Source organism: Streptomyces sp. NPDC044704 (assembly GCF_056433525.1).
On the sequence record NZ_JBWKGY010000003.1, the window covers coordinates 395,800 to 420,622 of the forward strand.

Here is a 24,823-nt window from a genome sequence, read left to right on the forward strand (position 1 = left end):
GTGAACAGAGACCTCCGCCGTCCAACAGGGTTACTGTGCAGTCTGGGATCTCCCTGACCTGGGGCGACACAAGGGTTTTCAGACTCGAGCCTGCCTCGAATCACGCTCTGTGTGGGCAAGCTCACCTCTGGATCAGGGTCGAAAGGCCGTGTCGACTGTCCCTAAACTCAGCTTGTTTCAAGGAGGGAGCCATCGTGCGCAAGGTGCTCATCGCCAACCGTGGCGAAATCGCTGTCCGCGTTGCTCGGGCATGCCGGGATGCAGGGATCGCGAGCGTAGCCGTCTACGCCGATCCGGACCGGGATGCCCTGCACGTCCGCGCGGCAGACGAAGCTTTCGCGCTGGGCGGTGACACCCCGGCCGCCAGCTACCTCGACATCGCGAAGGTCCTGCAGGCCGCCGCCGACTCCGGGGCGGACGCCATCCACCCCGGCTACGGCTTCCTGTCGGAGAACGCCGACTTCGCCCAGGCCGTCATCGACGCGGGCCTCACCTGGATCGGACCGCCGCCGCAGGCGATCCGCGACCTCGGTGACAAGGTCGCCGCCCGCCACATCGCCCAGCGCGCCGGCGCCCCCCTGGTCGCCGGTACCCCCGACCCCGTCTCCGGGGCCGACGAGGTCGTCGAGTTCGCCAAGGAACACGGCCTCCCCATCGCCATCAAGGCCGCCTTCGGCGGCGGCGGCCGCGGCCTCAAGGTCGCCCGCACCCTCGAAGAGGTGCCGGAGCTCTACGACTCCGCCGTCCGCGAGGCCGTCGCCGCCTTCGGGCGCGGCGAGTGCTTCGTCGAGCGCTACCTCGACAAGCCGCGGCACGTCGAGACGCAGTGCCTCGCCGACTCCCACGGCAACGTCGTCGTCGTCTCCACCCGCGACTGCTCCCTCCAGCGCCGCCACCAGAAGCTGGTGGAGGAGGCCCCCGCGCCGTTCCTGTCGGAGGCGCAGAACGCCGAGCTGTACGCCGCGTCGAAGGCGATCCTGAAGGAAGCCGGCTACGTCGGCGCCGGCACCGTCGAGTTCCTCGTCGCCGCCGACGGCCTCATCTCCTTCCTGGAGGTCAACACCCGCCTCCAGGTCGAGCACCCCGTCACCGAAGAGGTCTCGGGCATCGACCTCGTCCGCGAGATGTTCCGCATCGCCGACGGCGAGGAACTCGGCTACGGCGACCCGGTCCTGCGCGGCCACTCCATCGAGTTCCGCATCAACGGCGAGGACCCGGGCCGCGGCTTCCTGCCCGCGCCCGGCACCGTCACCAAGTTCGAGCCGCCGTCCGGCCCGGGCGTGCGCCTCGACGCGGGCGTGGAGTCCGGTTCGGTCATCGGCCCGGCCTGGGACTCCCTGCTCGCCAAGCTGATCGTCACCGGTGCCACCCGCGAGCAGGCCCTCCAGCGGGCCGCCCGCGCCCTCGCCGAGTTCAACATCGAGGGCATGGCCACGGCCGTCCCGTTCCACCGCGCCGTCGTCACCGACCCGGCCTTCGCCCCGGCGGAAGGGCCCTTCACGGTCCACACCCGCTGGATCGAGACCGAGTTCGTCAACGAGATCAAGGCGTTCACGGCTCCGGCCGCGGAGGACACCGAGGACGAGCCCGGCCGCGAGACCGTCGTGGTCGAGGTCGGCGGCAAGCGCCTGGAGGTCTCCCTCCCGTCGTCGCTGGGCATGACCCTGGCCCGTACCGCCGCCGCGGGCGGTGCGAAGCCCAAGCGCCGCGCCGCGAAGAAGTCCGGCCCGGCCGCCTCCGGCGACACCCTCGCCTCCCCGATGCAGGGCACCATCGTCAAGATCGCCGTGGAGGAGGGCCAGCAGGTCAACGAGGGAGACCTGGTCGTCGTCCTGGAAGCCATGAAGATGGAGCAGCCGCTCAACGCGCACCGCTCCGGCACCATCGTCGGTCTGACCGCCGAAGTCGGCGCCTCCCTCACCTCCGGCGCCACCATCTGCGAGATCAAGGACTGACGTCCGCGACGCGCCGAACGCGAAGGCCCCGCCCGGTCCGCCCGGGCGGGGCCTTCGCGCATCCGCGTCCGCTACCGCCGGCGCAGGTCCGCGACCCTCGCCCGCTCACCGGGCTCGGCCATCGCGGCCGGCCTCAGGGCCCCGGGTCCGCCGCGCCGCTGGACCGGGAGGGGGGACTCCCGCCGGGGCCTGCGCCCCTGCATCCCGTCACCGCCCGCACCGCCGCCGGGACCCCCGCCGGAGGCCACCGCCGCGCCGGCCACGGTGATCTGGACGCCCTGGTCGGCCAGCGCCTGGAGCTCGGTACCCGCCCGGTCGTCGTGCGGGGGCGGCTCGTCGGTGACGAGGCGGGTCATGACGTCCGTCGGCACGGTCTGGAACATGGTGTCGGTGCCGAGCTTCGTGTGGTCGGCGAGGACCACCACCTCGGCGGCGGCCTGCACCAGGGCCCGGTCCACGCTCGCGGAGAGCATGTTGGAGGTGGACAGCCCGCGTTCGGCGGTCAGCCCGCTCCCGGACAGGAAGGCCCGCGAGACCCGCAGCCCCTGGAGGGACTGCTCGGCTCCGCTGCCGACGAGGGCGTAGTTGGAGCCGCGCAGGGTTCCGCCGGTCATCACCACCTCGACCCGGTTGGCGTGCGCGAGCGCCTGGGCGACGAGCAGCGAGTTGGTGACCACGGTCAGCCCGGGCACCCGCGCCAGCCGGCGGGCCAGTTCCTGGGTCGTGGTGCCCGCGCCGACGACGATGGCCTCGCCTTCTTCGACGAGCCCGGCCGCGACATCGGCGATGGCGGTCTTCTCCGCCGTGGCGAGATGGGACTTTTGCGGAAAGCCGGATTCCCGCGTGAAACCGCCCGGCAGTACCGCACCGCCGTGCCGGCGGTCGAGGAGTCCTTCTGCCTCCAGTGCCCGCACGTCCCGCCGTACGGTCACTTCGGAGGTCTGGACGACGCGGGCGAGCTCCCGGAGCGATACCGCTCCGTTGGCCCGCACCATTTCGAGGATCAATTGGCGACGTTCTGCAGCGAACACGAAACTGACAGTAACCCGGACGACCGTCTGCTTTCAGCTCCTTGCGCCGGAATACCGAAGTTGTCCGTAAAGCGGGTCGACAAGTGGTATACGCGGCCGGGTGGACCCTCGGCCCGCCGCGCCGCGCCCCCACCCCGTCCGGGCGCCCACCCCAACCCCCCTACGGGAAGGGGTGGTTGACGGTTCCTCAGGCCTCACCGGCGGCCTTGCGCGTGTGCAGCTGGCGGGCGACCTCGGCGATCGAACCGGACAGCGAGGGGTACACGGTGAACGCGTTTGCGATCTGCTCGACCGTCAGGTTGTTGTCGACCGCGATCGAAATGGGGTGGATGAGCTCGCTCGCGCGGGGCGCGACGACCACGCCGCCGACCACGATGCCGGTGCCCGGGCGGCAGAACAGCTTCACGAAGCCGTCCCGGATGCCCTGCATCTTCGCGCGCGGGTTGCGCAGCAGCGGCAGCTTCACCACGCGGGCGTCGATCTTGCCGGAGTCCACGTCGGCCTGGGTGTAGCCGACGGTCGCGATCTCGGGGTCGGTGAAGACGTTCGAGGAGACCGTCTTCAGGTTGAGCGGGGTGACCGCGTCGCCGAGGAAGTGGTACATCGCGATCCGGCCCTGCATGGCGGCCACGGAGGCCAGCGCGAAGATGCCGGTGACGTCGCCGGCCGCGTACACGCCGGGCGAGGAGGTGCGGGAGACCTTGTCGGTCCAGATGTGCCCGGACTCCTTGAGCCGGACCCCGGACTCCTCCAGGTTCATGTCCTTGGTGTTCGGGATCGCGCCGACGGCCATCAGGCAGTGCGTGCCCGTGATGACGCGGCCGTCGGAGAGGGTGACCTCGACCCGGTCGCCGACCCGCTTGGCGGACTCGGCGCGGGAGCGGCCGACGACGTTCATGCCGCGGCGGCGGAAGACGTCCTCCAGGACGGCGGCCGCGTCCGGGTCCTCGCCCGGCAGCACGCGGTCGCGCGAGGACACCAGGGTCACCCGGGAGCCGAGGGCCTGGTACGCGCCGGCGAACTCGGCGCCGGTGACGCCGGAGCCGACGACGATGAGCTCCTCGGGGAGCTCCTCCAGGTCGTAGACCTGGGTCCAGTTGAGGATCCGCTCCCCGTCGGGCATCGCGTCCGGGATCTCCCGGGGGTGCCCGCCGGTGGCGATCAGGACGGCGTCGGCGGTCAGGATCGTCTCCGTGCCGTCGGCCGCGGTGACGATGACGTCGCGCGTGCCGTCGATGCCCTGCGGGCCGCCGAGCTTGCCGCGGCCGCGCATGACGCGGGCGCCGGCCCGGGTCACGGAGGCGGTGATGTCGTGGGACTGGGCGAGCGCGAGGCGCTTGACGCGCCGGTTCACCTTGCCGAGGTCGACGCCCACGACGCGCGCGGCCTGCTCGATGTGCGGGGTGTCGTCCGCGACGACGATCCCCAGTTCCTCGTACGACGAGTCGAAGGTCGTCATGACCTCGGCGGTCGCGATGAGGGTCTTCGAGGGCACGCAGTCGGTGAGCACCGACGCCCCTCCCAGACCGTCGCAGTCGACGACGGTCACCTCCGCGCCGAGCTGGGCCCCCACCAGGGCCGCTTCATACCCGCCGGGTCCGCCGCCGATGATCACGATCCGGGTCACGAAAAGTCCGCCTCACGTCTACCCGGCCGGCTGCCGCCCCGGCCGGCGTTCCGGGGGGTCTCCCCGGGGGATGCATTCCGTGCTCCATTGTCCCGCACGCTTCAAGGTGCTTCGCCCCCGGTCCCGCCATCCGGGCACGCGTGCCCGGCCGCCCCTCCCGTACCCTCGAGCTCATGTCGCTCTACGCCGCGTACGCCGGCAACCTCGACCCGCGGCTGATGACGCGCCGCGCTCCGCATTCGCCGCTGCGCGGCACGGGCTGGATCAACGACTGGCGGCTGACCTTCGGCGGCGAGCAGATGGGGTGGGAGGGCGCCCTCGCCACGGTCGTCGAAGCCCCCCGCCACCAGGTCTTCGTCGCCCTCTACGACATCGCCCCGCTGGACGAGGAGTCCATGGACCGGTGGGAGGGCGTCGGAATGGACATCTACCGCCGGATGCGGGTGCGCGTGCACACGCTGGACGGCGAGGAGGCGGCCTGGGTGTACGTCCTCAACGGCTACGAGGGCGGCCTGCCCTCGGCGCGCTACCTGGGTGAGATCGCCGACGCCGCCGAGTCCGCGGGCGCCCCGCACGACTATGTGATGGAACTCCGCAAGCGCCCCTGCTGAGCCCTCCCGCAGCGGCTCCTCCCCGCCACGTCCCGGGCCCCGCAAGGGCCGGCGGGGACGATTCGGCGGAAACGACAAGGCAACGATCCGAACACCGTGAGCTGTGCCATCTACGCGCGTAGGCCGAGAGCGGCTACGCTCGTCGGCGTGAACGCATCTGTTACCGACCCCTTCGCCGCCGCCGACGCCGCCGCCACCCGCCTGCGCGAGCTGACCGGCGTCGATTCCCACGATGTCGCCCTCGTCATGGGCTCCGGCTGGGCCCCCGCCGCAGAGGCGCTCGGCGCCCCCGAGGCCGAGTTCCCGGTCACCGAGCTGCCCGGCTTCCCGCCCCCGGCCGTCGAAGGCCACGGCGGCAAGATCCGCTCGTACAAGATCGGCGACAAGCGCGCGCTGCTCTTCCTCGGCCGGACCCACTACTACGAGGGCCGCGGCGTCGCCGCCGTCGCCCACGGCGTCCGCACGGCCGTCGCGGCCGGCTGCAAGACCGTCGTCCTGACCAACGGCTGCGGCGGTCTGCGCGAGGGCATGAAGCCCGGCCAGCCCGTCCTGATCAGCGACCACCTCAACCTGACGGCCACCTCGCCGATCGTCGGCGCGAACTTCGTCGACCTCACCGACCTGTACTCGCCGCGCCTGCGCGCGATGTGCAAGGACATCGACGCCTCCCTCGAAGAGGGCGTCTACGTGCAGTTCCCCGGCCCGCACTACGAGACCCCGGCCGAGATCAACATGATCCGCGTCATGGGCGCCGACCTGGTCGGCATGTCCACCGTGCTGGAGGCCATCGCCGCCCGTGAGGCCGGCGCCGAGGTGCTCGGCATCTCCCTGGTCACCAACCTGGCGGCGGGCCTGTCCGGCGAGCCGCTGAACCACGAAGAGGTCCTCCAGGCCGGCCGCGACTCGGCCGCCCGCATGGGCACGCTGCTGACGCAGGTCCTCGCCCGCATCTGATCGACGTACGAGAGGTAAGGCGGAAGCAGTGCAGGAACAGGACGACCTGATCACCCGGGCGCAGGCCTGGCTGGCCGAGGACCCCGACCCCGAGACGGCGGCCGAGCTCGGCCGGCTCGTCGAGGCGGGCGACACGGCGGAACTCGCGGACCGTTTCTCCGGCACGCTCCAGTTCGGCACCGCCGGACTGCGCGGCGAGCTCGGCGCCGGCCCGATGCGGATGAACCGTGCCGTGGTCATCCGGGCCGCGGCGGGCCTCGCGGCCTACCTCAAGGCCCAGGGCCACGCCGGCGGCCTGGTCGTCGTCGGCTACGACGCCCGCTACAAGTCGGCGGACTTCGCCCGTGACACCGCCGCCGTGATGACCGGTGCCGGACTGCGCGCGGCCGTACTGCCCCGGCCGCTGCCCACGCCGGTCCTCGCGTACGCCATAAGGCACCTGGGCGCCGTCGCCGGCGTCGAGGTGACGGCGAGCCACAACCCGCCGCGGGACAACGGTTACAAGGTCTACCTCGGCGACGGCTCCCAGATCGTGTCCCCGGCGGACGCCGAGATCGCGGCGGAGATCGACCGGATCGAGGCCCTCGCCTCCGTCCCGCGCCCCGAAGCCGGCTGGCAGGACCTCGGCGACGAGGTCCTGGAGGCCTACCTGGAGCGTACGGACGCCGTCCTGACCCCGGGTTCCCCCCGGGGCGTGCGGACCGTCTACACGGCCATGCACGGCGTCGGCAAGGACGTCGTCATGGCGGCCTTCGCCCGGCACGGGTTCCCCGAGCCGGTGCTCGTCGCCGAGCAGGCGGAGCCGGACCCGGCCTTCCCGACGGTCGCCTTCCCCAACCCGGAGGAGCCGGGCGCGATGGACCTGTCCTTCGCGAAGGCCGCCGAGACGGACCCGGACATCGTGATCGCCAACGACCCGGACGCCGACCGCTGCGCGGTGGCCGTCCCGGACGCGACGGCGGCCACGGGCTGGCGCATGCTGCGCGGCGACGAGGTCGGCGCGCTGCTGGCGGCGCACCTGGTGCACAAGGGCGCCCGGGGCGTCTTCGCGGAGTCCATCGTGTCCTCCAGCCTGCTGGGCCGGATCGCCGAGGCCGCGGGCGTGGGCTACGAAGAGACCCTGACGGGCTTCAAGTGGATCTCCCGCGTCGAGGGCCTGCGCTACGGCTACGAGGAGGCGCTCGGCTACTGCGTGGACCCCGAGGGCGTCCGCGACAAGGACGGCGTCACCGCCGCCCTGCTGGTGGCGGAGCTGGCCTCCGAGCTCAAGGAGCAGGGCCGCACCCTGACCGACCTGCTGGACGACCTGGCGCTGGCCCACGGCCTGCACGCCACCGACCAGCTGTCGGTCCGCGTCTCCGACCTGTCGGTGATCGCCTCGGCGATGGCCGCGCTGCGCGCGGAGCCCCCGGTGTCCCTGGCGGGCCTGCGGGTCGTCTCGGCGGAGGACCTGTCGGTCGGTTCGGCCGCGCTGCCGCCCACGGACGGCCTGCGGTACCACCTCGACGGCGACTACAAGGCCCGGGTGATCGTCCGCCCGTCGGGTACGGAGCCGAAGCTGAAGTGCTACCTGGAGGTCGTCGTCCCGGTCGAGGACGCCTCCGACCTCGCCCCGGCCCGCGGCCGCGGCCAGGGCGTCCTGGACGCGATCAAGAAGGACCTGTCGGCCGCCGCCGGGATCTGATCCCTTCCGCGCGCCGCCCGTCCGTACAAGGCGAAGGCCCCCCGAGCTCCGGCCCGGGGGGCCTTTCCCGTACGCGGGGACGCGCGGGCGCTCAGGAAGCCGAGGGGGACGGGCCCGGGGTGGGGCGGACCAGCTCGCCCAGCGTCGGCACCGACTCCGGGCGGGAGCGGACGGCGTCCGTGCACTCCCAGGCGCGCGGCGGATCCGCGTCGGGCCCGCCCAGCACCACCGGACCGGGCCCGGCCGAGATGGCGTCGCTGCCGGCCAGCGTGCACACGATCTGCGACAGCGCCACCGGCGGCAGGTCCTCCGGCTTGCGGCTCAGCCTGACGGTGCCCGCCGGGTCGCCCGTCCGCGGCGGGGCGGCCGTCAGCCCGTCCCTGACCCCGCTCGTGAAGCCGGCGTCCCGCTCCTCCGCCGAGAGCGGCCGCTCCAGCTGTTCCAGCAGCGCCTGGGCGACCAGGACCTCCGCGTCCCGGACCGGCCTCTTCTCGGGCACCGGAACGATCCGCTCCACGCCCACCAGCTGCGAGCCGCACACCAGTTCCACCGTGGCCCGGAAGCCCTGCACCCCGCTCTGCCCCTCCGGCCGCTCCGGGGTGTCGCAGGACACCCGCGAGGGCGCCGCCCCCACGTCCACCGGCACGGTCGTCGCCCGGATCCCGCACGCGGAGGTCCCGCCCAGCAGCAGCGCCGCCACGACCCCCGGCAGGACCGCCCTACGCGTCCACGTCACCCGTACTCACCTTCCCCACGTCCCCCGGCAGCCGCAGGGTGAAGACGGCCCCGCCGTCCGCCCCGTTCTCGGCCGTGATGTCGCCGCCGTGGATGTGCGCGTTCTCCATGGCGATCGACAGGCCCAGCCCGCTGCCGTCCGACTTCGGCCGGGACGCGCTCGCCTTGTAGAACCGGTCGAAGACGTGCGGCAGGACCTCCTCGGGGATGCCCGGCCCGTTGTCCTTGACGGTCACCACCAGCCAGTCGTCCTCGACGGCCACCGACACCCGCACCGGCGAACCGCCGTGCTTGAGCGCGTTGCCGATCAGGTTGGCCAGGATCACGTCGAGCCGCCGCGGGTCGAGCCGCGCCACGATCCCCCGCCCGGCGTCGAGTTCCACCGCGTCCAGCCACGCCCGCGCGTCGATGCACGCCGTGACCTGGTCGGCGACGTTCACGTCGTCCAGCACCAGCCGCGCCGTCCCCGCGTCGAAGCGGGTGACCTCCATCAGGTTCTCCACCAGGTCGTTCAGCCGCCGGGTCTCGCTCACCACGAGGCCCACCGCCGGCGCGATCATCGGGTCGAGGTCGTCGACCTCTTCCTCCAGCACCTCGGCGACCGCGGTCAACGCCGTCAGCGGGGTGCGCAGTTCGTGCGACATGTCGGCGACGAAGCGGCGGCTGGCCTCCTCGCGCGCGCTCATGTCGGCGACCTTCTTCTCCAGCGCCTCCGCCGTCTTGTTGAACGTGTGGGAGAGGTCGGCGAGTTCGTCCGTGCCCGACACGTCGAGCCGGTGGTCCAGTTCGCCCTCGCCGAGCCGGCGCGCCGCGTCCCCGAGCCGCTGGATGGGCTTCAGCACCGTCCGGGCGGCCGCCTGCGCGAGGAGCGCGGAGCCGAGCAGGGCCAGCCCCGTGGCGATCGTCAGCGACCAGCCGAGCGCGTTGAGGTCGTCCCGTTCCGTGGCCAGCGACTTGTACATGTAACCGGTCGGCCCGCCGCCCACGATCCGCGTCCCGCCCACCAGGTACGGGTTGCCCTGGGGCTTCGTCCGCTGCCAGTACATGTGGTACTCGGCGTCGTTGGCGGCCGTGGTCTTCTGCCGGTCGTTCACGGCGTGCTGGAGGGACTTCGGTACGTCGTTCAGCCCGAAGGAGGCCGCCCCCGCCGCGCCGAACACCTTCCGGCCGTCCTTGCGCTCGTGCACCAGCAGCACGCTGTAGCCGGGGCTGCTGCCCGCCATCAGCTCGGCGGCCCGCTGCATCTCCTCCGGCGTCGGCTCGGCGGGCAGCGCGGCGGCCCGGAGCTGCATCTCCTGACGGAAGTCCCCGAGGGCCGCGTCCTGGGTACGGGTGAGCACGGCCTCGCGGTTGAGCCAGTAGGCGATCCCGGAGGCCGATACGGCGGCCGTCAGCGCGACCAGGGCGAACACGACGAGGAGCCGCAGCCGCAGGCTGGTCCAGCGCCTGCCCGCGAACAGGGCTCGGATCACTGCGGTGAGTCCAGCCGGTAGCCGACGCCGCGGACGGTACGGATCAGGGTGGGCGAGGAGGGCACTTCCTCGACCTTGGCGCGGAGCCGCTGCACGCAGGCGTCGACGAGCCGCGAGTCGCCGAGGTAGTCGTGCTCCCAGACCAGGCGCAGCAACTGCTGGCGCGAGAGGGCCTGGCCGGGCCGGCGGCTGAGTTCGAGCAGCAGCCGCAGCTCGGTCGGGGTGAGCTGGAGGTCCTCGCCGTTCTTCGTCACCGTCATCGCGGCCCGGTCGATGACCAGGGAGCCGAAGACGGCGGAGTCGCTCGCCTCGCGTTCCCCGCGGCGCAGGACGGCGCGGATCCGGGCGTCGAGCACCCGGCCCTGGACGGGCTTGACGACGTAGTCGTCGGCTCCCGACTCCAGGCCCACGACGACATCGATGTCGTCGCTGCGCGCGGTGAGGAGGATGATCGGCAGCTGGTCGGTGCGGCGGATCCGCCGGCACACCTCGAAGCCGTCGATCCCGGGCAGCATCACGTCGAGCACGATCAGGTCCGGCCGCTGCTCGCGCAGCAGTTTCAGGCCGTCCTCGCCCGTCGCCGCGGTGGCCACACGGTGGCCCTGGCGTGACAGGGAGAGTTCGAGGGCCGTGCGGATGGCGTCGTCGTCCTCGATCAGCAACAGGAAAGGCACGCGCTCATTCTGTCCCATCGGCCGTCGGGACTTCGACCGTCGGGCGCCGTGGATCGGGCCACGGGCCGCTGTGACAGGCCTGTGACAGTCGAAGGACACCCCGGTTATGTCCGGCGGGCAGTCTTCTGTCATCGAACCAACGGACCGAAGCAGACTCCACGACGGGGGGCGCGAGATGAACACGCTGCACAGCACCACGACCAGCGCGGTTGTCACGCGGCTGCACGATGTGAACCGCCGGGCGGGTGTCCGTACGGCGCCGGTCGCCCGTCCGCGGCCGGTGCACGTCACAGCCATTGACGCGAACCAGTACCAGGCGGTTCCCGCCGCACCGCGAACTCCTTCCTCCGCTTCGGAGGCCGAGTTCACGGCGTACGTGCAGGAGCGCCGCGCGGCCCTCTTCGCGACGGCCTTCCACCTCACCGGTGACCGTCACGAGGCCGAGGACCTGCTGCAGAGTGCGCTGTTCTCCACGTACCGCGCCTGGGACCGGATCAGCGACAAGGCGGCCGTCGGCGGCTACCTGCGGCGCACGATGACGAACCTGCACATCAGCGCGTGGCGGCGGCGCAAGCTCAACGAGTACCCGACCGAGGAGCTGCCGGAGACGGCCTCCGACACGGACGCGATGCGCGGTACGGAGCTCCGCGCGGTGCTCTGGCAGGCGCTGACCCGCATCCCGGAGCCGCAGCGCACGATGCTGGTGCTGCGCTACTACGAGGGCCGCACCGACCCGGAGATCGCGGAGATCCTGGGCATCAGCGTCGGCACGGTGAAGTCGAGCATCTGGCGGTCGCTGCGGCGGCTGCGGGACGACGAGGCGCTGAGCTTCGGACGTGACGAGGCGGAGTCCTTCGGGGAGCTCGTCGCGTAACACAGACCATGGGCCAGGGGGTCCGTCCTACGGGGGTGGGACGGAGGCCTGCGGGGGGAAGAGGCGGGATCAAGCGGTCGGGGGTCCGCGTGATCCCGCCTCTTCGTATGTCCGGCTGCGCGTGTCCGAGGGGGGACCGGGTCAGGCCGGGGTGGTCGCGGTGCGGTGGCGGCCCGCCGCGGCGGCGGCCAGGCGGCCGAGGGCCTCGTCGCGGCCGCAGGCGTGGGCGCCGAGGGCGGTGTGCCGGGCGACGATGCCGCGCTCGGAGCGCATCAGGCGCCAGCCGCGGCGCAGCAGGAACGGCAGGGACTTGCGGCCCTCGCGCAGGTCGCGTGCCAGCCGGCGGCGGAAGGTGGTCGAGGGGCGGCCGCGCAGGCAGATCGCGTCGGCGAGGAGACCCAACTCCTGGCAGCGGGCCACGACGTCGGCGGCGAAGATGCCCTCCGCGATGAACAGCGGGGTCCGCGCTATGTCCAGGGTCTCGGTGCCGGTCCGCGAAGAGGTCGCGATGGAGTACTCCGGCACCTGCGTGCGGCCCGTGGCGCAGAGTTCCGCGATGGCCGCGACGGCGGCGTCCGCGTCCCACGAGAGCGGGGAGTCCCAGTCGATGTCGGAGCTGCCCCCGACCAGCGGGAGGGTCGGGTCGGTGCCCTCCTTGTAGAAGTCGTCCAGGCGCAGTACGGGCAGCCCCGAGCGGGCCGCGAGCGAGGACTTGCCGGATCCCGAGGGTCCGGTCAGCAGCACGACGCGCGTAGGCAGAGGAGAGCAGCTCACGGGAGACCAGTGTGAGGCATGACCGGGCGTAACGGCACACCCGTGACGGCCCCTGCGACAACCCTCACACGGCGGCCGGGCCGCCGGTTGGAATCGGGGAACCCGCCTCGACTACCCTGTGTGCGCACGCGACTACGACCACAGGCGGGAACCCATGGCACGTCACGCAGCTCCCACCCCTCCGAAGCGCCTCCGGGCCGCCGGTCTGACCCTGTCCATGGCCGGGGCGGCCCTGGCCATGGCGGCCGGCGGGGCCCAGGCCGGTGAACTCTCCGTCCCGGCGGCGCTGGCGGGGGTGACCGACCCGGTCACGAACCTGAAGGTGAACCCCCTCGCGAACACCGGCGTGGACCCCCTCGACAACGGCGTCGCCACGCAGGTCGCGGACTTCCCGTCCGTCGGCACGGGCATGGTGACGGGCGCCCTGACCAAGGGCCCGTCGGTCGGCGAACTGCCCACGGCGGCGGTGTCCTCGCTGCTGGGACCGGTGCTCCCGAAGGCCTAGCGCCGTGGGCACGGGAAGGCCCCGACAGCGCGGGGGTCGCTGCCGGGGCCGGTTCATGAGCGGGTGCCGCCCGTACGTCTAGTACGAGGAGCCGCCCGCGCCGAGCGAACCCGTCGGGTGCCAGACCGTCTTGGTCTCCAGGAAGGCGGTCATGCGCGCCGTGCCCGGGTCGGCGCTCCAGTCGTCCACAGGCTGTGGACGCAGGACGCGCTTGAGGTTGTCGGCCGCCGCGATCTCCAGTTCCTTGGCGAGGGCCGCGTCGGCGCCCGCCAGGTCGATCGCGTTGACGTCCTGGTGGGACGCCAGGTGCGGGCCCATCTCGGAGGCCTTGCCGGACAGGATGTTGACCACGCCGCCGGGCAGGTCGGAGGTGGCCAGCACCTCGCCCAGGGACAGGGCGGGGAGCGGGGCCTTCTCCGAGGTGATCACGACGGCGGTGTTGCCGGTCGCGATGACCGGGGCGATCACCGAGACGAGGCCCAGGAAGGACGAGTCCTGCGGGGCCACGACCGTGACCACACCGGTCGGCTCGGGGGTGGAGAGGTTGAAGAACGGGCCCGCGACGGGGTTGGCGCCGCCGACGATCTGGCCGATCTTGTCGGTCCAGCCGGCGTACCAGACCCAGCGGTCGATGGCCGCGTCGACGACGGCGGCCGCCTTCGACTTGGACAGGCCCTCGGCCTCGCCGACCTCGCGGACGAACTGCTCCCGGCGGCCCTCCAGCATCTCGGCGATGCGGTAGAGGATCTGGCCGCGGTTGTAGGCGGTCGCGCCCGACCAGCCGCCGAAGGCCTTGCGGGCCGCGACGACCGCGTCACGGGCGTCCTTGCGGGAGGAGAGCGGGGCGTTGGCCAGCCACTTGCCCTTGGAGTCCGTCACTTCGTACACCCGGCCGCTCTCGGAGCGGGGGAACTTCCCCCCGACGTACAGCTTGTAGGTCTTGAAGACGTTCAGACGCGTCGCGGACTCAGACATCGAGGTACCCCTCCAGGCCGTGGCGACCGCCTTCGCGGCCGAAGCCCGATTCCTTGTATCCGCCGAAGGGCGAGGTCGGGTCGAACTTGTTGAACGTGTTGGCCCACACGACACCGGCGCGGAGCTTGTTCGCGACCGCCAGGATGCGCGAACCCTTCTCCGTCCAGATGCCGGCGGAGAGGCCGTACTGGCTGTTGTTGGCCTTGGCGACGGCCTCGTCCGGGGTGCGGAACGTCAGCACGGACAGGACCGGGCCGAAGATCTCGTCGCGGGCGACGGTGTGCGCCTGGGTGACGTTCGTGAAGAGCGTCGGGGCGAACCAGTAGCCGGCGGTCGGCAGCTCGCACGCCGGGGACCAGCGCTCGGCGCCCTCGGCCTCGCCGGTCTCGGCGAGCGCCGTGATCCGGGCGAGCTGCTCGGCGGAGTTGATCGCGCCGATGTCGGTGTTCTTGTCGAGCGGGTCGCCCAGGCGCAGCGTGGAGAGGCGGCGCTTGAGGGAGTCGAGGAGCTCGTCGTGGATCGACTCCTGGACCAGCAGGCGGGAGCCCGCGCAGCAGACCTGGCCCTGGTTGAAGAAGATGCCGTTGACGATGCCCTCGACGGCCTGGTCGATGGGGGCGTCGTCGAAGACGATGTTGGCGCCCTTGCCGCCCAGCTCCAGGGTGACCTTCTTGTCGGTGCCGGCGACGTGGCGGGCGATCTTCTTGCCCACGGCGGTCGAGCCGGTGAAGGCGACCTTGTTGACGTCCGGGTGCTCGACGAGGGCGGCGCCCGCGTCGCCGTAGCCGGTCAGGATGTTGACGACGCCCTTGGGCAGGCCGGCCTGGCGGCAGATGTCCGCGAAGAACAGCGCCGAGAGGGGGGTCGTCTCCGCCGGCTTGAGCACGACCGTGTTGCCGGTGGCGAGCGCCGGGGCGATCTTCCACGCCAGCATGAGGAGGGGGAAGTTCCAGGGGATGACCTGGCCCGCCACGCCCAGCGGGCGGGGGTTGGCGCCGTAGCCCGCGTGGTCGAGCTTGTCGGCCCAGCCGGCGTAGTAGAAGAAGTGCGCGGCGACCAGGGGGAGGTCCGCGTCGCGGGTCTCCTTGATCGGCTTGCCGTTGTCCAGGGTCTCCAGGACGGCCAGCTCGCGGCTGCGCTCCTGGATGATCCGGGCGATGCGGAAGAGGTACTTGGCGCGCTCGGAGCCGGGCAGCGCGGACCACTTCTCGAAGGCCTTGCGGGCGGCCTTGACGGCACGGTCGACGTCGGCGGCGCCCGCCTGGGCGATCTCCGCCAGCACCTCCTCGGAGGACGGCGAGACGGTCTTGAAGACCTTGCCGTCCGCGGCGTCGGTGAACTCGCCGTCGATGAAGAGGCCGTAGGAGGGGGCGATGTCGACGACCGAGCGGGACTCGGGGGCCGGCGCGTACTCGAATGCGGATGACTGCATCTTCATGTCCATGATCTCAGTCCACCGTCACGTAGTCGGGTCCGGAGTAGCGTCCGGTGCTCAGCTTCTGGCGCTGCATGAGCAGGTCGTTCAGCAGGCTGGAGGCGCCGAAACGGAACCAGTGGTTGGAGAGCCAGTCCGCGCCGACGGTCTCGTTGACCAGGACGAGGAACTTGAGGGCGTCCTTGGTGGTGCGGATGCCGCCGGCGGGCTTCACGCCGATCTGGATTCCGGTCTGCGCCTTGAAGTCGCGGACGGCTTCGAGCATGAGCAGCGTGTTGGCGGGGGTGGCGTTGACGCCGACCTTGCCGGTGGAGGTCTTGATGAAGTCGGCGCCCGCGAGCATGCCGATCCAGGAGGCGCGGCGGATGTTGTCGTAGGTCGACAGCTCGCCGGTCTCGAAGATCACCTTGAGCCGGGCCGCCGTGCCGTCCTCGCGGACGCAGGCTTCCTTGACGGCCTTGATCAGCTCGTACGTGTCGAGGTAGCGGCCGGCGAGGAAGGCGCCACGGTCGATGACCATGTCGATCTCGTCGGCGCCGGCGGCGACGGCGTCACGGGTGTCGGCGATCTTCACGGGCAGGGCGGCACGGCCCGCCGGGAAGGCGGTGGCGACGGAGGCGACCTTGACGTCGGCGCCGTTCAGGGCCGCCTTGGCGGTGGCCACCATGTCGGGGTAGACGCAGACCGCGGCGGTCATGGGCGTCGTACGGTCGGTCGGGTCGGGGTGGACGGCCTTCGTGGCGAGCGCCCGGACCTTGCCCGGGGTGTCCGCACCCTCGAGCGTCGTCAGGTCGATCATCGAGATGGCCAGGTCGATGGCGTACGCCTTGGCCGTCGTCTTGATCGAGCGGGTGCCGAGGGAGGCCGCGCGGGCCTCCAGGCCGACTGCGTCTACGCCGGGCAGCCCGTGCAGGAAGCGGCGCAGCGCGCTGTCGGACGTCGTCACGTCAGCGAATGCGGTGAGGGTGGTGGGCATGGTCACCAGATGAGCATATCTACGCGCGTAGCTGCCTGTCACCCCCCACGGCGCACATATGGGCGTGACATCCGCCATCGGTGCGGGAGCGCTTGCCCCGCTCGCGCGTGCGTACGGCACAATCGGCGGCATGACTACGCCCTCCCCCCACGAGCCGGTCTACGACGACCGCGTCTACCGCTCCCCCATGGCCGTCGTCACCGGGGTGCTGATGCTCGGCATGATCGGGTGGCTGTGCGGGGACGCCGTCGTGCGGGGCGAGGGGGTGGGCCGCTGGATCGGGCTGGCCATCGCGCTCTTCGCCGTGCCGCTGACCGTGGCCTTCACCATCCGGCCGGCCGTCTTCGCCAATGACGACCGGATGCGGGTGCGCAATCCGTTCCGCGTCATCGAGCTGCCCTGGGCCGCCGTGGACGCGGTGCGCGCCGGGTACTCGGCGGAGGTGCTGGCGGAGGGGGCGAAGTACCAGCTCTGGTCGGTTCCGGTGTCGCTGCGCGAGCGCAAGAAGGCCAGCCGGCAGTTCAGCCGGCGCGGGGCGCTGAGCGGCAAGGGCCTGGAGAAGGACGGCGCCGCCGCGCCCGCGGCGCCCGAGCGGGCCGCCGCCGACAAGGTCGTGGACGAACTGCGCGAGCTCGCCGAGCGGGGTGCGGCCCGGCCCGGCGCGCAGGGCTCCGTCAGCGTCACGTGGTCCTTCGAGATCATCGCGCCGGCCGTGGCCGGCGTGGTGCTGCTCATCGTGCTGCTCGTCACGGGCTGACCACACCCGCGGAGCGGAACCGCCGCCGCCGGGGGGTGCGTCCTCGCAGGTGTGCACCGTCATGAGGGCAGCGGCAGCGCCGCCACCGCCACACAGCTCCCGCTCCGGCCCCGGCTCCTGAGCGGGGTCCTGCTGGCCGCGCATCTGGTCGTCGTGGGCTGGCTGACCCTGCGGCCCCTGGACGTGCCCTGGGCCGCGGCCGCCAATCTGACGCCGCTGGAGGGGATCCGGGCGGACCTGACGTACGGGCCGCTGGAGGCCGCCCGGCGGATCGGGGAGGGGCTGGCGCTGCTGGCCCCGCTCGGGGTGCTGCTGCCGCTGGCCGGGGGGCGGCTCGCGCCGACGCCACTGTCGGCGTGGTCCTCCCTGGCCCGTACCGCGGCCGCCGGGATGCTGGTCTCCCTCTGCATCGAGATGCTCCAGACGGCCGTCCCCGGACAGGTCGTCGACGTGGATTCCGTACTGCTGAACACGGCCGGGATGGTGCTCGCGCACGTGGCCGTCGTCCCGGCCCTGAGGGCCAGGCTCCGGCGTTCTCAGGGGCCCACCCCGAGAATTACCAGGGTCGGGCTCGGCCGCTGGACCGAGGTCCTGTCGGCGGTACCGCGCGAGTATTGAGGCATCGCGCAGGGGGAATTCCCGAGGCGCGGTCCCCCTACGAAGGAGAAAGCCATGAGCGCGATTACCCGCCCCCGTGACGGACGGATGATCGGCGGCGTCTGCGCCGGCCTCGCGCGACGTTTCGGAATCAAGACGAAGACGATGCGCGTCATCTTCGTGGTCTCGTGCCTGCTGCCCGGCCCGCAGTTCCTGATCTACCTGGCGCTGTGGCTGCTGCTGCCGAACGAGAAGTACGGGACGGGCACCGGTTCCGCCTCCGCGGCCTGGTGAATTCCGCCGGAGTTCCGCGCCGCGCGGCCTGGTGAATTCCGCCGCGCGGGCCGGTTCCGCGCCGCCGGGCCGGTCAGCCGGCCTTGGAGACCTTGTCCAGCTGCTTGTCGGCGACTTCCTGCGGGACGGTCGCCGTCTGACCGGCGCCGGCCACGTTCAGCGCCATCAGCCGTACGACGGTGTCGCCCTCCCGGGCGACGACCAGGTGCACCTGCGCCGACACCCCGCCGGCGGCCGCGATCGTGGTCCAGCTGACGCTCTCGTCACCGGCGGTCTTGTACGGGACCGCCTTCACGTCCCGGTAGCTTCCGGTCTGCTTCTCCACGGTGGCGGAGAAGCCCGTGCCGCAGGCGGCGACGGCGTCGCGGAGCCGGGAGACGAGGCGCTTGGCGTCGCCCTCCGCGTACGAGCTGACGGAGGCGGAGACGGCGAGGCCGACCTGCTTCTGGGAGCCGATGCCCCGGTTCACGGTCTCGCGCGCGGCGGGGTCGGGTTTGTCGCCCATGACGTCGGCGAGGGGCTGGCAGGCCTTCTTGTCGGCCTGCGGCTGGCCGTCGGGGGCGTTCGGGTTCTTGCCCTGCGCGGAGATCTGGTAGCCGGCGAGGTCGCCCTGTTCGAGGGCGGCCCGCTCCAGCCCGGTGGCCGCGGCCCTGGGCGTGGCGGAGCCGGACCCGGGCGCGCCGGGCGCGCCCTGGGAGGCGGCGGCGGAGCCCTTGGGGTCCGGGGCCCTGCCCGACGCGGGGGAGCCCGCGCTGCTGCATCCGACGGCTGCCAGGAGCAGCGCGGGAAGCAGCGCGACCGTCGTCACGGGCGCGGTGGATCGTGCCTTGAAGCGCATGACGGAACCTCATACCCCGTACGTCGACCGGAAGTTACGGGCGATCGTGGCACACGGCGCGGCGCGGCGCACACCTCCTCGAAGAGGCGTGCGCCGACCGCACGCGCGTACGCGTCGCGGGGTGTCAGCCGCCGAGGCCGGGCAGGCCGCCGCCGCCCGCGGTCAGGCCGCCGAGGAGACCCGTGACCGGGGCGGCGGGGTCGGACGACTGGCCCTCCTGGCCCTGCTCGGTCTGGTTCGTGAGCGAGCTGGTGGCGCTGGTGACGGAACCGAGGGCGTCCGTCAGGCTGGCGGCCGGGAGCGCGGCGGCGGATGCGGTGCCGGCGGCACCCGCGGCGAGGGCGGCACCAATGACAGCGACACCGAGGGACTTGGCAGCAGACTGCTTCATGAAAGATCGTCCTTGCGACGGGGAATTGAGCGGCTCCGCAAGCTAGTCACTTGAAACCCCCGCCCGCAAACATCCTCTAATACGAGAAAGCGCCCGGGAATTGCTCCTCCCGGGCGCTTTCAGTCCGTCATGCCGTGGCCTAGGCTGAGACGGAACCGCTGGTCGAGGCGGTCTGGCGGAAGAGCCACTCGGACTTCAGCTCCGCGTACCCCGGCTTGATCACGTCATTGATCATGGCCAGTCGTTCATCGAAAGGAATGAACGCGGACTTCATCGCATTGACGGTGAACCACTGCATGTCGTCGAGCGAATAGCCGAAGGTGTCGACCAGGTGCTCGAACTCGCGGCTCATGCTGGTGCCGCTCATCAGCCGGTTGTCGGTGTTCACGGTGAGCCTGAAGTGCAGCTTCCGCAGCAGGCCGATCGGGTGCTCGGCGTACGAGGCGGCCGCGGCCGTCTGCAGGTTCGAGGTCGGGCACATCTCCAGGGGGATGCGCTTGTCCCGGACGTACGAGGCCAGGCGGCCCAGCGTGACCGAGCCGTCCTCGGCGACCTCGATGTCGTCGATGATCTTCACGCCGTGGCCGAGCCGGTCGGCGCCGCACCACTGGAGGGCCTGCCAGATCGACGGCAGGCCGAAGGCCTCGCCCGCGTGGATCGTGAAGTGGTTGTTCTCGCGCTTGAGGTACTCGAAGGCGTCGAGGTGGCGGGTGGGAGGGAACCCGGCCTCGGCGCCGGCGATGTCGAAGCCGACCACGCCGTTGTCGCGGTAGCGGTTGGCCAGTTCCGCGATCTCCAGCGCGCGGGCCGCGTGGCGCATAGCGGTCAGCAGGGCGCCGACGCGGATCCGGTGACCGTTGGCCTTGGCGCGGCGCTCACCCTCGCGGAAGCCGTCGTTGACCGCCTCGACGACCTCTTCGAGGGTCAGGCCGGCTTCCAGGTGCTGCTCGGGGGCGTAGCGGATCTCGGCGTAGACGACGCCGTCCTCGGCCAGGTCCTCGGCGCACTCGGCGGCGACCCGGAAGAGCGCCTCCTTGGTCTGCATGACGGCGCAGGTGTGCGCGAACGTCTCCAGGTAGCGCGGCAGGGAGCCGGAGTCGGCGGCTTCGCGGAACCAGACGCCGAGCTTGTCTGCGTCGGTCTCGGGGAGGTTCTCGTAGCCGGCCTCACGGGCCAGCTCGATGATGGTCCCGGGGCGCAGTCCACCGTCGAGGTGGTCGTGCAGGAGCACCTTCGGGGAGCGGCGGATCTGGTCCGGCGTGGGCAGGGTGGGGGTCTCGCTCGTCATCTGGGCACTCTAGCTCCTACGCGCGTAGAGCGTAGCCTCGGCAACGGTCGTCGATATGTAACAGTGACCGTGCGGACGGGTGGCGTACACCTCCCGGTCTGAGACTGTTCCGCCATGGCACAGCATGCGCCGCAGGCGCGCGGGGCCCGCTTGGGGCGGGCCGCCGGAGCGAACGGTTCGGTCTCGACGGTCAGTGGTGTGGTGCTCCTGCTCCCCGGGGCGTCCAGACTCCTCCCCGGCCCCCTGCGTCCGCTCGCGCGGGCGCTGGCCCGCGCGGGCGGGACGGACGGGCTGGTCGCGCACACGGTCCTGCACGGGTCCGGGCCGCAGGAGGAGGCCGCCGGCTGGGCGGCGGACGAGGCCTTACGGAGGTACGGGGACGTGCCCGTGTGCCTGGCCGGGTACGGGGCGGGCGGCCGCGCGGCCCTGCGCGCGGGCGGTCACGGGGCGGTCAACACCGTCGTGGCGCTCGCCCCTTGTCTGGGCGGGGCGGCCGGGGACGGCTCCCCTGAACCGGTGAAACACCTCGCGGGGCGGCAGGTGCTGATCGTGCACGGCACCAACGACGCGCGCAGCGATCCGGAGTCCTCGTTCCTGCTGGCGGCCCGGGCGAAGAAGGCGAATCGTTCCACGTGCCGCTTCGAGGTGCATTCGGACGGGCACGGACTGCGCGACCACCAGGCGGAAGTGGTCGCCCTCGGCGTGGACTTCGTCCTGGGCTCGATGGTCTCGGGGCGGTACTCGCGCCCGGTCACGGACGCGCTGGCGGCTCCGCCGCCGCTGGGCCTGCGGATGCCGCTGGCCTCGGGCTTCGGACGCTCCCTGCGGGGCTGAAGGCCGCCCGGAGGGGTCAGGCGAGGCCGCGGTCGGGGCGGCGGGGCAGCGGGGCGCGCGCCCGGGGGCCGGAAGTGAGCAGATCGGCGGCCCGGTCCAGCGCGCTCCTCAGTAACGCGGCGGTCGGGGCGGTGGCCAGGAGGTGGGCGTGGTGGAGCGCACCCGTCGGGGCGGCCCTGACGACGACGCCCTGCGGGACCTCCAGCCGCGCCCGGACCACGCCGGGGACGGCGCGGGCCGCCGCGAGGCGGGGGCCGGCCTCGGCCAGGCTCCGGCCGGGCGGGAAGTCCACGTACCGCAGCCCGGCGTGGGCCGCGCGCGTACGGCGCACCGGGTCCGGGAGGCCGAGCCCGGCGGCCAGGGCGAGGGCGAGCACGTCGGTGCCGTGGGCGAGGCGCAGCAGCTGGGTCAGTTCCTCGGGGCCGGGCCGGGCGTGGGCCTCGACGAGGCGGGGGCCGCGCGGGGTGAGGACGACCTCGGTGTGGGAGGGGCCGTCGCGGTGGCCGGCGAGGTCCAGGACGCCGCGTACGAGGGCCCGTACGGCCTCGGCGGCGGCCGGGTCCAGGGCGACGGGCAGCTCGTGGCCGGCGGCGGTGAGGCCGGGGCCGGGCAGGCGGCGGGTCCAGCCGAGGATCCGGTGGCGGCCCTGCCGGGAGAGGGCCGCCACCGCGAGTTCGGGGCCCTCCAGGTACTCCTCCACCAGCAGGTCGGTGACCTCGGGGTAGTGCGGGGCGGCGGCCTCCGCCCCGGCCGCGTCACCGACGAACCGCACGCCCTCTCCGTCGGCGCCCGCGCGGGGTTTGACGACGCAGGGGTAGCCGATGAGGCCGGTGAGGAAGGGGATCAGGGAGGCCCGGCCGCAGCGGGCGAAGGACACGGGCCCGGCGGGGTGCAGGGAGTTGGAGCGGGCGCGCAGGGCGGCCTTGTCCATGAGGGCGGTGACGGCGGCGGCCGGGGTGCCGGGCAGGCCGAGGGCCTCGTTGGCCCGGGCGGCGGCCAGCGCCGAGGCGGGGCCGAAGCCGAAGACGGCGGCCCGGCCGTGACGGACCTCCGCCAGCCGGCCGACGGCCTCGACGAGGCGGGGGTGGTCGCGCCAGTCCGTCCGTACCCGCCGCTCCGCCCCCTCACGGTCGGATGGCACCGACGGATCCGGCGCGACCACCACGGTGCGCGCGCCCGCACGGCGGGCGGCGGCAACCTCGGCGGGGCGCGGGCTCAGCAGGACTGCCACGGGCTGGTGCCGCCGGCCGGTCGGTCCTTGCCGCATACCGCGCTCCCCCCGTCACGCCGTGGCTCCACTGTGCCGGTTCGGCATATGCCGGAGGGGCCCGGTCAGGCGTCGAGTTGCCGCCTTGCGGGAACACGAGGGGTTTATAAACGGTCACATGCAGGGACGAATACGCATATGCCAGCCGATGCCGACGGAGCCGATGGGGTGCACGGGGTGGACGGGGCCGAGGGCCTCCACGGAGGCCACGGGGGCGAGCTGAGTCCCGCCGCGCGGCGCCTGTACGCGTACGCGGTGGAGCGGCACGCCTTCGCCGCGGCGGAGGCCACGGCGGCCCTGGGCGCCCGGGCCGGCGCCGCGATCACCGAACTGGCCGCCGCGCACCTGCTCCAGCGGGCCCCGGGCGACGGGCCGGAGCGGTGGAGCGCGGTGGCGCCCCGGGCGGCGGCGGCCCGGGTACTGGCCCCGCTGGCGCTCCTCGTACGGGAGACCCACGACGAGATGGACCGGCTGCGGGGGCGGCTGGAGGCGCTGGTCCCGGCGTACGAGGCGGGGGCCGCGCACCGGGAGCTGAGCGGCTCGGGACACCTGGAGCTGGTGACCGACCTGGGCGCGGTACGGGGGCTGATCACCGAACTGGCGGCGGGGTGCGAGCGGGAGCTGCTGACCTCGCAGCCGGGCGGGGGCCGGCCGCTGGAGACGCTGGAGGACGCGGTCGGGCGGGACGAGTCGCTGCTGGCGCGCGGGGTGCGGATGCGGACCATCTACCAGCACACCGCCCGCTACTCGCGGCCGACGGCGGCGTACGTCGAGCGGGTGACGGCGCTGGGGGCGCAGGTCAGGACGCTCGGCGACGGGCTGATGCGGATGCTGATCTTCGACCAGCACACGGGGCTGATGGCGGTGCCGGACCGCAACGGGGCGGCGCTGGTGGTCCGGGAGCCGAACGTCGTGCACTTCATGACGGCGGCCTTCGAGCGGTCCTGGCTGGGGGCGGAGCCGTTCCCGGTGACGGTGAGCCCGGACGCGGCCCGGTCGATCTCGGAGGAGCTGCGGCAGACCATCGTGCGGCTGCTGTCGGAGGGGCTGGAGGACAAGGTGATCGCGCGCCGGCTGGGCATGTCGGAGCGGACCTGCCAGCGGCACATCGCGGAGATCATGCGGGCGGTCGGCGCCAAGTCGCGCTTCCAGGCGGGGTACTTGCTGTCGGCGGGGCCGGCCTCCGGGCCGCCGCCGGGGGCGGCTGGGGCGCCGGGGCCGGGGGCCTAGCGTCGGCGCCCTCAGGCCGGCGGTTCCAGTTCCGGGATGAGGCGGCCTCGGCGGGACAGCAGGAAGCGCTTGAACTCGGCGACGGGCGGGGTGTCCGGGTGGCCGTCGAGCCAGGCGACGCCGATCTCGCGGACCGCGCGCGGGGCGGTGACCGTCAGCTCGACCACCCCCGGGCGGGGTACCGCCGGGGGCGGCAGCAGGGCCACGCCCAGTCCGGCGGCGACGAGGCCGCGCAGGGTCTCCGCCTCCTCGCCCTCGAAGGCGACCTTGGGCGTGAACCCGGCCTCCGCGCACAGGTCGTCGGTGATGCGGCGCAGGCCGTAGCCCGCTTCGAGGGTGACGAAGGTTTCCTCGGCGGCCTCGGCGAGCCGGATGCGCTTGCGCCCCGCGAGGCGGTGGTCGTCCGGGACCACCAGGCGCAGCCGCTGCTCGTCGAGCCGGCGGGCGACCAGGTCGGGGGCGTCCGGCAGTGGCGAGGTGAGGCACAGGTCGAGTTCGCCGGCCCTGAGCTTCTCCAGCATGGCCTCGCCGTAGTTCTGTACGAGGGAGAACCGCACGCGGGGGTGGTCGGCGCGGAAGGCGCGGATCAGGCCGGGTACGGTCTCGGGGCCCAGGGTGTGCAGGAACCCGAACGCGACCTTCCCGAAGGCCGGGTCGGCGTCCTGCTGCACGGACTCGGCGGCGCGGGCGATGCCTTCGAGGGCCTGTTCGGCGGAGGCCAGGAAGGTGCGGCCGGCCGTGGTGAGGGAGACGGTACGGCCCTTGCGGGCGAACAGCGTGACGCCCAGGTCCTGTTCGAGGCGGACCATGGCCCGCGACAGGGTGGACTGCGGGACGCCCAGCTCGTGCGCGGCGCGGGTGACGTGCTCGTGCCGAGCCACCACGACGAAATGGGCGAGCCGGGGGGCCAGCTGGCGTGTCACGGCCATGTCTTCTTCGTAACGGTTCATTGACATCCGCCGCCCTGATCTGTGGTGATGCGTGAGTGGATCGATTATGGCGAATCTGTGCATTGGACGCATGAAAAAGGCGGGCCTACGGTCGT

At 72.7% G+C, this 24,823-nt stretch carries 25 protein-coding genes; 11 read left to right on the forward strand and 14 right to left on the reverse strand.

Annotated features, from left to right (window positions below):
• Positions 1-194: 194 nt before the first annotated feature.
• Complete coding sequence (locus AC07B0_RS09320; protein WP_356870731.1) at positions 195-1,955, forward strand: acetyl/propionyl/methylcrotonyl-CoA carboxylase subunit alpha; 1,761 nt, start codon at positions 195-197, stop codon at positions 1,953-1,955.
• 71 nt (positions 1,956-2,026) lie between these two features.
• On the opposite strand, the gene AC07B0_RS09325 is transcribed toward AC07B0_RS09320, so the two are convergent.
• Both AC07B0_RS09325 and AC07B0_RS09330 read right to left on the reverse strand, forming a co-directional pair.
• Positions 2,027-2,986, reverse strand: coding sequence for a DeoR/GlpR family DNA-binding transcription regulator (locus AC07B0_RS09325; protein WP_356870733.1), 960 nt, complete (start codon positions 2,984-2,986; stop codon positions 2,027-2,029).
• Between the two features lie 187 nt (positions 2,987-3,173).
• The gene (locus AC07B0_RS09330) at positions 3,174-4,613 is read right to left on the reverse strand and encodes an NAD(P)H-quinone dehydrogenase (protein ID WP_356870735.1); all 1,440 of its coding nucleotides are present in this window, start codon (positions 4,611-4,613) and stop codon (positions 3,174-3,176) included.
• A gap of 173 nt (positions 4,614-4,786) precedes the next feature.
• Here AC07B0_RS09330 and AC07B0_RS09335 point away from each other — a divergent pair, with 173 nt between their 5' ends.
• The 3 genes from AC07B0_RS09335 to AC07B0_RS09345 all read left to right on the forward strand — a co-directional run bounded on the left by AC07B0_RS09335 (position 4,787) and on the right by AC07B0_RS09345 (position 7,862).
• The gene (locus tag AC07B0_RS09335; RefSeq protein WP_356870737.1) at positions 4,787-5,224 is read left to right on the forward strand and encodes a gamma-glutamylcyclotransferase family protein; all 438 of its coding nucleotides are present in this window, start codon (positions 4,787-4,789) and stop codon (positions 5,222-5,224) included.
• A 147-nt stretch (positions 5,225-5,371) separates the two neighbouring features.
• Positions 5,372-6,178 carry a purine-nucleoside phosphorylase gene (locus AC07B0_RS09340; protein WP_356870739.1) on the forward strand — a complete coding sequence of 269 codons (807 nt, stop codon included), beginning with the start codon at positions 5,372-5,374 and terminating at the stop codon, positions 6,176-6,178.
• A gap of 28 nt (positions 6,179-6,206) precedes the next feature.
• A complete protein-coding gene (locus AC07B0_RS09345; protein WP_356870741.1) occupies positions 6,207-7,862 on the forward strand; it encodes a phospho-sugar mutase in 1,656 nt (551 codons plus the stop codon).
• Positions 7,863-7,953: 91 nt separating this feature from the next.
• Here the strand turns inward: AC07B0_RS09345 and AC07B0_RS09350 are convergent, their stop codons facing one another.
• The 3 genes from AC07B0_RS09350 to afsQ1 are packed head-to-tail and all read right to left on the reverse strand — an operon-like array spanning position 7,954 to position 10,743.
• Positions 7,954-8,598: a hypothetical protein gene (locus tag AC07B0_RS09350; RefSeq protein WP_356870743.1), complete on the reverse strand. Its 645-nt coding sequence runs from the start codon at positions 8,596-8,598 to the stop codon at positions 7,954-7,956.
• Positions 8,582-10,168 carry a sensor histidine kinase gene (locus AC07B0_RS09355; protein WP_478897601.1) on the reverse strand — a complete coding sequence of 529 codons (1,587 nt, stop codon included), beginning with the start codon at positions 10,166-10,168 and terminating at the stop codon, positions 8,582-8,584. Before AC07B0_RS09355 ends, AC07B0_RS09350 begins: the two co-directional genes overlap by 17 nt.
• The gene (afsQ1, locus tag AC07B0_RS09360) at positions 10,066-10,743 is read right to left on the reverse strand and encodes a two-component system response regulator AfsQ1 (protein WP_180291024.1); all 678 of its coding nucleotides are present in this window, start codon (positions 10,741-10,743) and stop codon (positions 10,066-10,068) included. Before afsQ1 ends, AC07B0_RS09355 begins: the two co-directional genes overlap by 103 nt.
• A gap of 175 nt (positions 10,744-10,918) precedes the next feature.
• Here afsQ1 and AC07B0_RS09365 point away from each other — a divergent pair, with 175 nt between their 5' ends.
• Positions 10,919-11,617, forward strand: a complete 699-nt coding sequence (locus AC07B0_RS09365) for a SigE family RNA polymerase sigma factor (RefSeq protein ID WP_356870747.1) — start codon at positions 10,919-10,921, stop codon at positions 11,615-11,617.
• A gap of 141 nt (positions 11,618-11,758) precedes the next feature.
• On the opposite strand, the gene AC07B0_RS09370 is transcribed toward AC07B0_RS09365, so the two are convergent.
• Positions 11,759-12,391: a uridine kinase family protein gene (locus tag AC07B0_RS09370; protein ID WP_356870749.1), complete on the reverse strand. Its 633-nt coding sequence runs from the start codon at positions 12,389-12,391 to the stop codon at positions 11,759-11,761.
• Between the two features lie 154 nt (positions 12,392-12,545).
• Here AC07B0_RS09370 and AC07B0_RS09375 point away from each other — a divergent pair, with 154 nt between their 5' ends.
• On the forward strand, positions 12,546-12,896 hold the full coding sequence (locus AC07B0_RS09375; protein ID WP_356870751.1) for a hypothetical protein: 351 nt from the start codon (positions 12,546-12,548) through the stop codon (positions 12,894-12,896).
• Positions 12,897-12,974: 78 nt separating this feature from the next.
• On the opposite strand, the gene AC07B0_RS09380 is transcribed toward AC07B0_RS09375, so the two are convergent.
• The 3 genes from AC07B0_RS09380 to deoC are packed head-to-tail and all read right to left on the reverse strand — an operon-like array spanning position 12,975 to position 16,282.
• The gene (locus AC07B0_RS09380) at positions 12,975-13,871 is read right to left on the reverse strand and encodes an aldehyde dehydrogenase family protein (RefSeq protein ID WP_467290001.1); all 897 of its coding nucleotides are present in this window, start codon (positions 13,869-13,871) and stop codon (positions 12,975-12,977) included.
• Positions 13,864-15,303, reverse strand: coding sequence for an aldehyde dehydrogenase family protein (locus AC07B0_RS09385; protein WP_478897457.1), 1,440 nt, complete (start codon positions 15,301-15,303; stop codon positions 13,864-13,866). Before AC07B0_RS09385 ends, AC07B0_RS09380 begins: the two co-directional genes overlap by 8 nt.
• A 16-nt stretch (positions 15,304-15,319) precedes the next feature.
• A complete protein-coding gene (gene deoC, locus AC07B0_RS09390) occupies positions 15,320-16,282 on the reverse strand; it encodes a deoxyribose-phosphate aldolase (protein ID WP_356871126.1) in 963 nt (320 codons plus the stop codon).
• A 130-nt stretch (positions 16,283-16,412) separates the two neighbouring features.
• On the opposite strand from deoC, the gene AC07B0_RS09395 reads away from it, so the two are divergent.
• From AC07B0_RS09395 to AC07B0_RS09405, 3 genes are read left to right on the forward strand one after another with little or no spacing between them, the layout of a single operon-like run.
• Entirely contained in the window at positions 16,413-17,039 is a 627-nt protein-coding gene (locus AC07B0_RS09395) for a PH domain-containing protein (protein ID WP_478897459.1), read from the forward strand.
• Between the two features lie 51 nt (positions 17,040-17,090).
• The gene (locus AC07B0_RS09400; RefSeq protein WP_467289995.1) at positions 17,091-17,657 is read left to right on the forward strand and encodes a VanZ family protein; all 567 of its coding nucleotides are present in this window, start codon (positions 17,091-17,093) and stop codon (positions 17,655-17,657) included.
• Between the two features lie 54 nt (positions 17,658-17,711).
• A complete protein-coding gene (locus tag AC07B0_RS09405) occupies positions 17,712-17,930 on the forward strand; it encodes a PspC domain-containing protein (protein WP_356870759.1) in 219 nt (72 codons plus the stop codon).
• A 73-nt stretch (positions 17,931-18,003) separates the two neighbouring features.
• On the opposite strand, the gene AC07B0_RS09410 is transcribed toward AC07B0_RS09405, so the two are convergent.
• The 3 genes from AC07B0_RS09410 to AC07B0_RS09420 all read right to left on the reverse strand — a co-directional run bounded on the left by AC07B0_RS09410 (position 18,004) and on the right by AC07B0_RS09420 (position 20,447).
• Entirely contained in the window at positions 18,004-18,768 is a 765-nt protein-coding gene (locus AC07B0_RS09410; RefSeq protein ID WP_356870761.1) for a hypothetical protein, read from the reverse strand.
• A gap of 124 nt (positions 18,769-18,892) precedes the next feature.
• Positions 18,893-19,159 carry a hypothetical protein gene (locus AC07B0_RS09415; RefSeq protein WP_356870763.1) on the reverse strand — a complete coding sequence of 89 codons (267 nt, stop codon included), beginning with the start codon at positions 19,157-19,159 and terminating at the stop codon, positions 18,893-18,895.
• Positions 19,160-19,298: 139 nt separating this feature from the next.
• A complete protein-coding gene (locus AC07B0_RS09420; RefSeq protein WP_467289991.1) occupies positions 19,299-20,447 on the reverse strand; it encodes an adenosine deaminase in 1,149 nt (382 codons plus the stop codon).
• A gap of 114 nt (positions 20,448-20,561) precedes the next feature.
• Here AC07B0_RS09420 and AC07B0_RS09425 point away from each other — a divergent pair, with 114 nt between their 5' ends.
• Positions 20,562-21,281, forward strand: a complete 720-nt coding sequence (locus AC07B0_RS09425) for an alpha/beta hydrolase (protein ID WP_356870767.1) — start codon at positions 20,562-20,564, stop codon at positions 21,279-21,281.
• A gap of 16 nt (positions 21,282-21,297) precedes the next feature.
• On the opposite strand, the gene AC07B0_RS09430 is transcribed toward AC07B0_RS09425, so the two are convergent.
• Positions 21,298-22,548 (reverse strand): ATP-grasp domain-containing protein, encoded by a 1,251-nt coding sequence (locus tag AC07B0_RS09430; RefSeq protein ID WP_467289987.1) that lies wholly within the window; start codon positions 22,546-22,548, stop codon positions 21,298-21,300.
• 138 nt (positions 22,549-22,686) lie between these two features.
• Here AC07B0_RS09430 and AC07B0_RS09435 point away from each other — a divergent pair, with 138 nt between their 5' ends.
• Complete coding sequence (locus tag AC07B0_RS09435) at positions 22,687-23,778, forward strand: helix-turn-helix transcriptional regulator (RefSeq protein ID WP_469376500.1); 1,092 nt, start codon at positions 22,687-22,689, stop codon at positions 23,776-23,778.
• Positions 23,779-23,789: 11 nt separating this feature from the next.
• On the opposite strand, the gene AC07B0_RS09440 is transcribed toward AC07B0_RS09435, so the two are convergent.
• Positions 23,790-24,728, reverse strand: a complete 939-nt coding sequence (locus AC07B0_RS09440) for a LysR family transcriptional regulator (protein ID WP_356870773.1) — start codon at positions 24,726-24,728, stop codon at positions 23,790-23,792.
• Positions 24,729-24,823 lie beyond the last annotated feature (95 nt).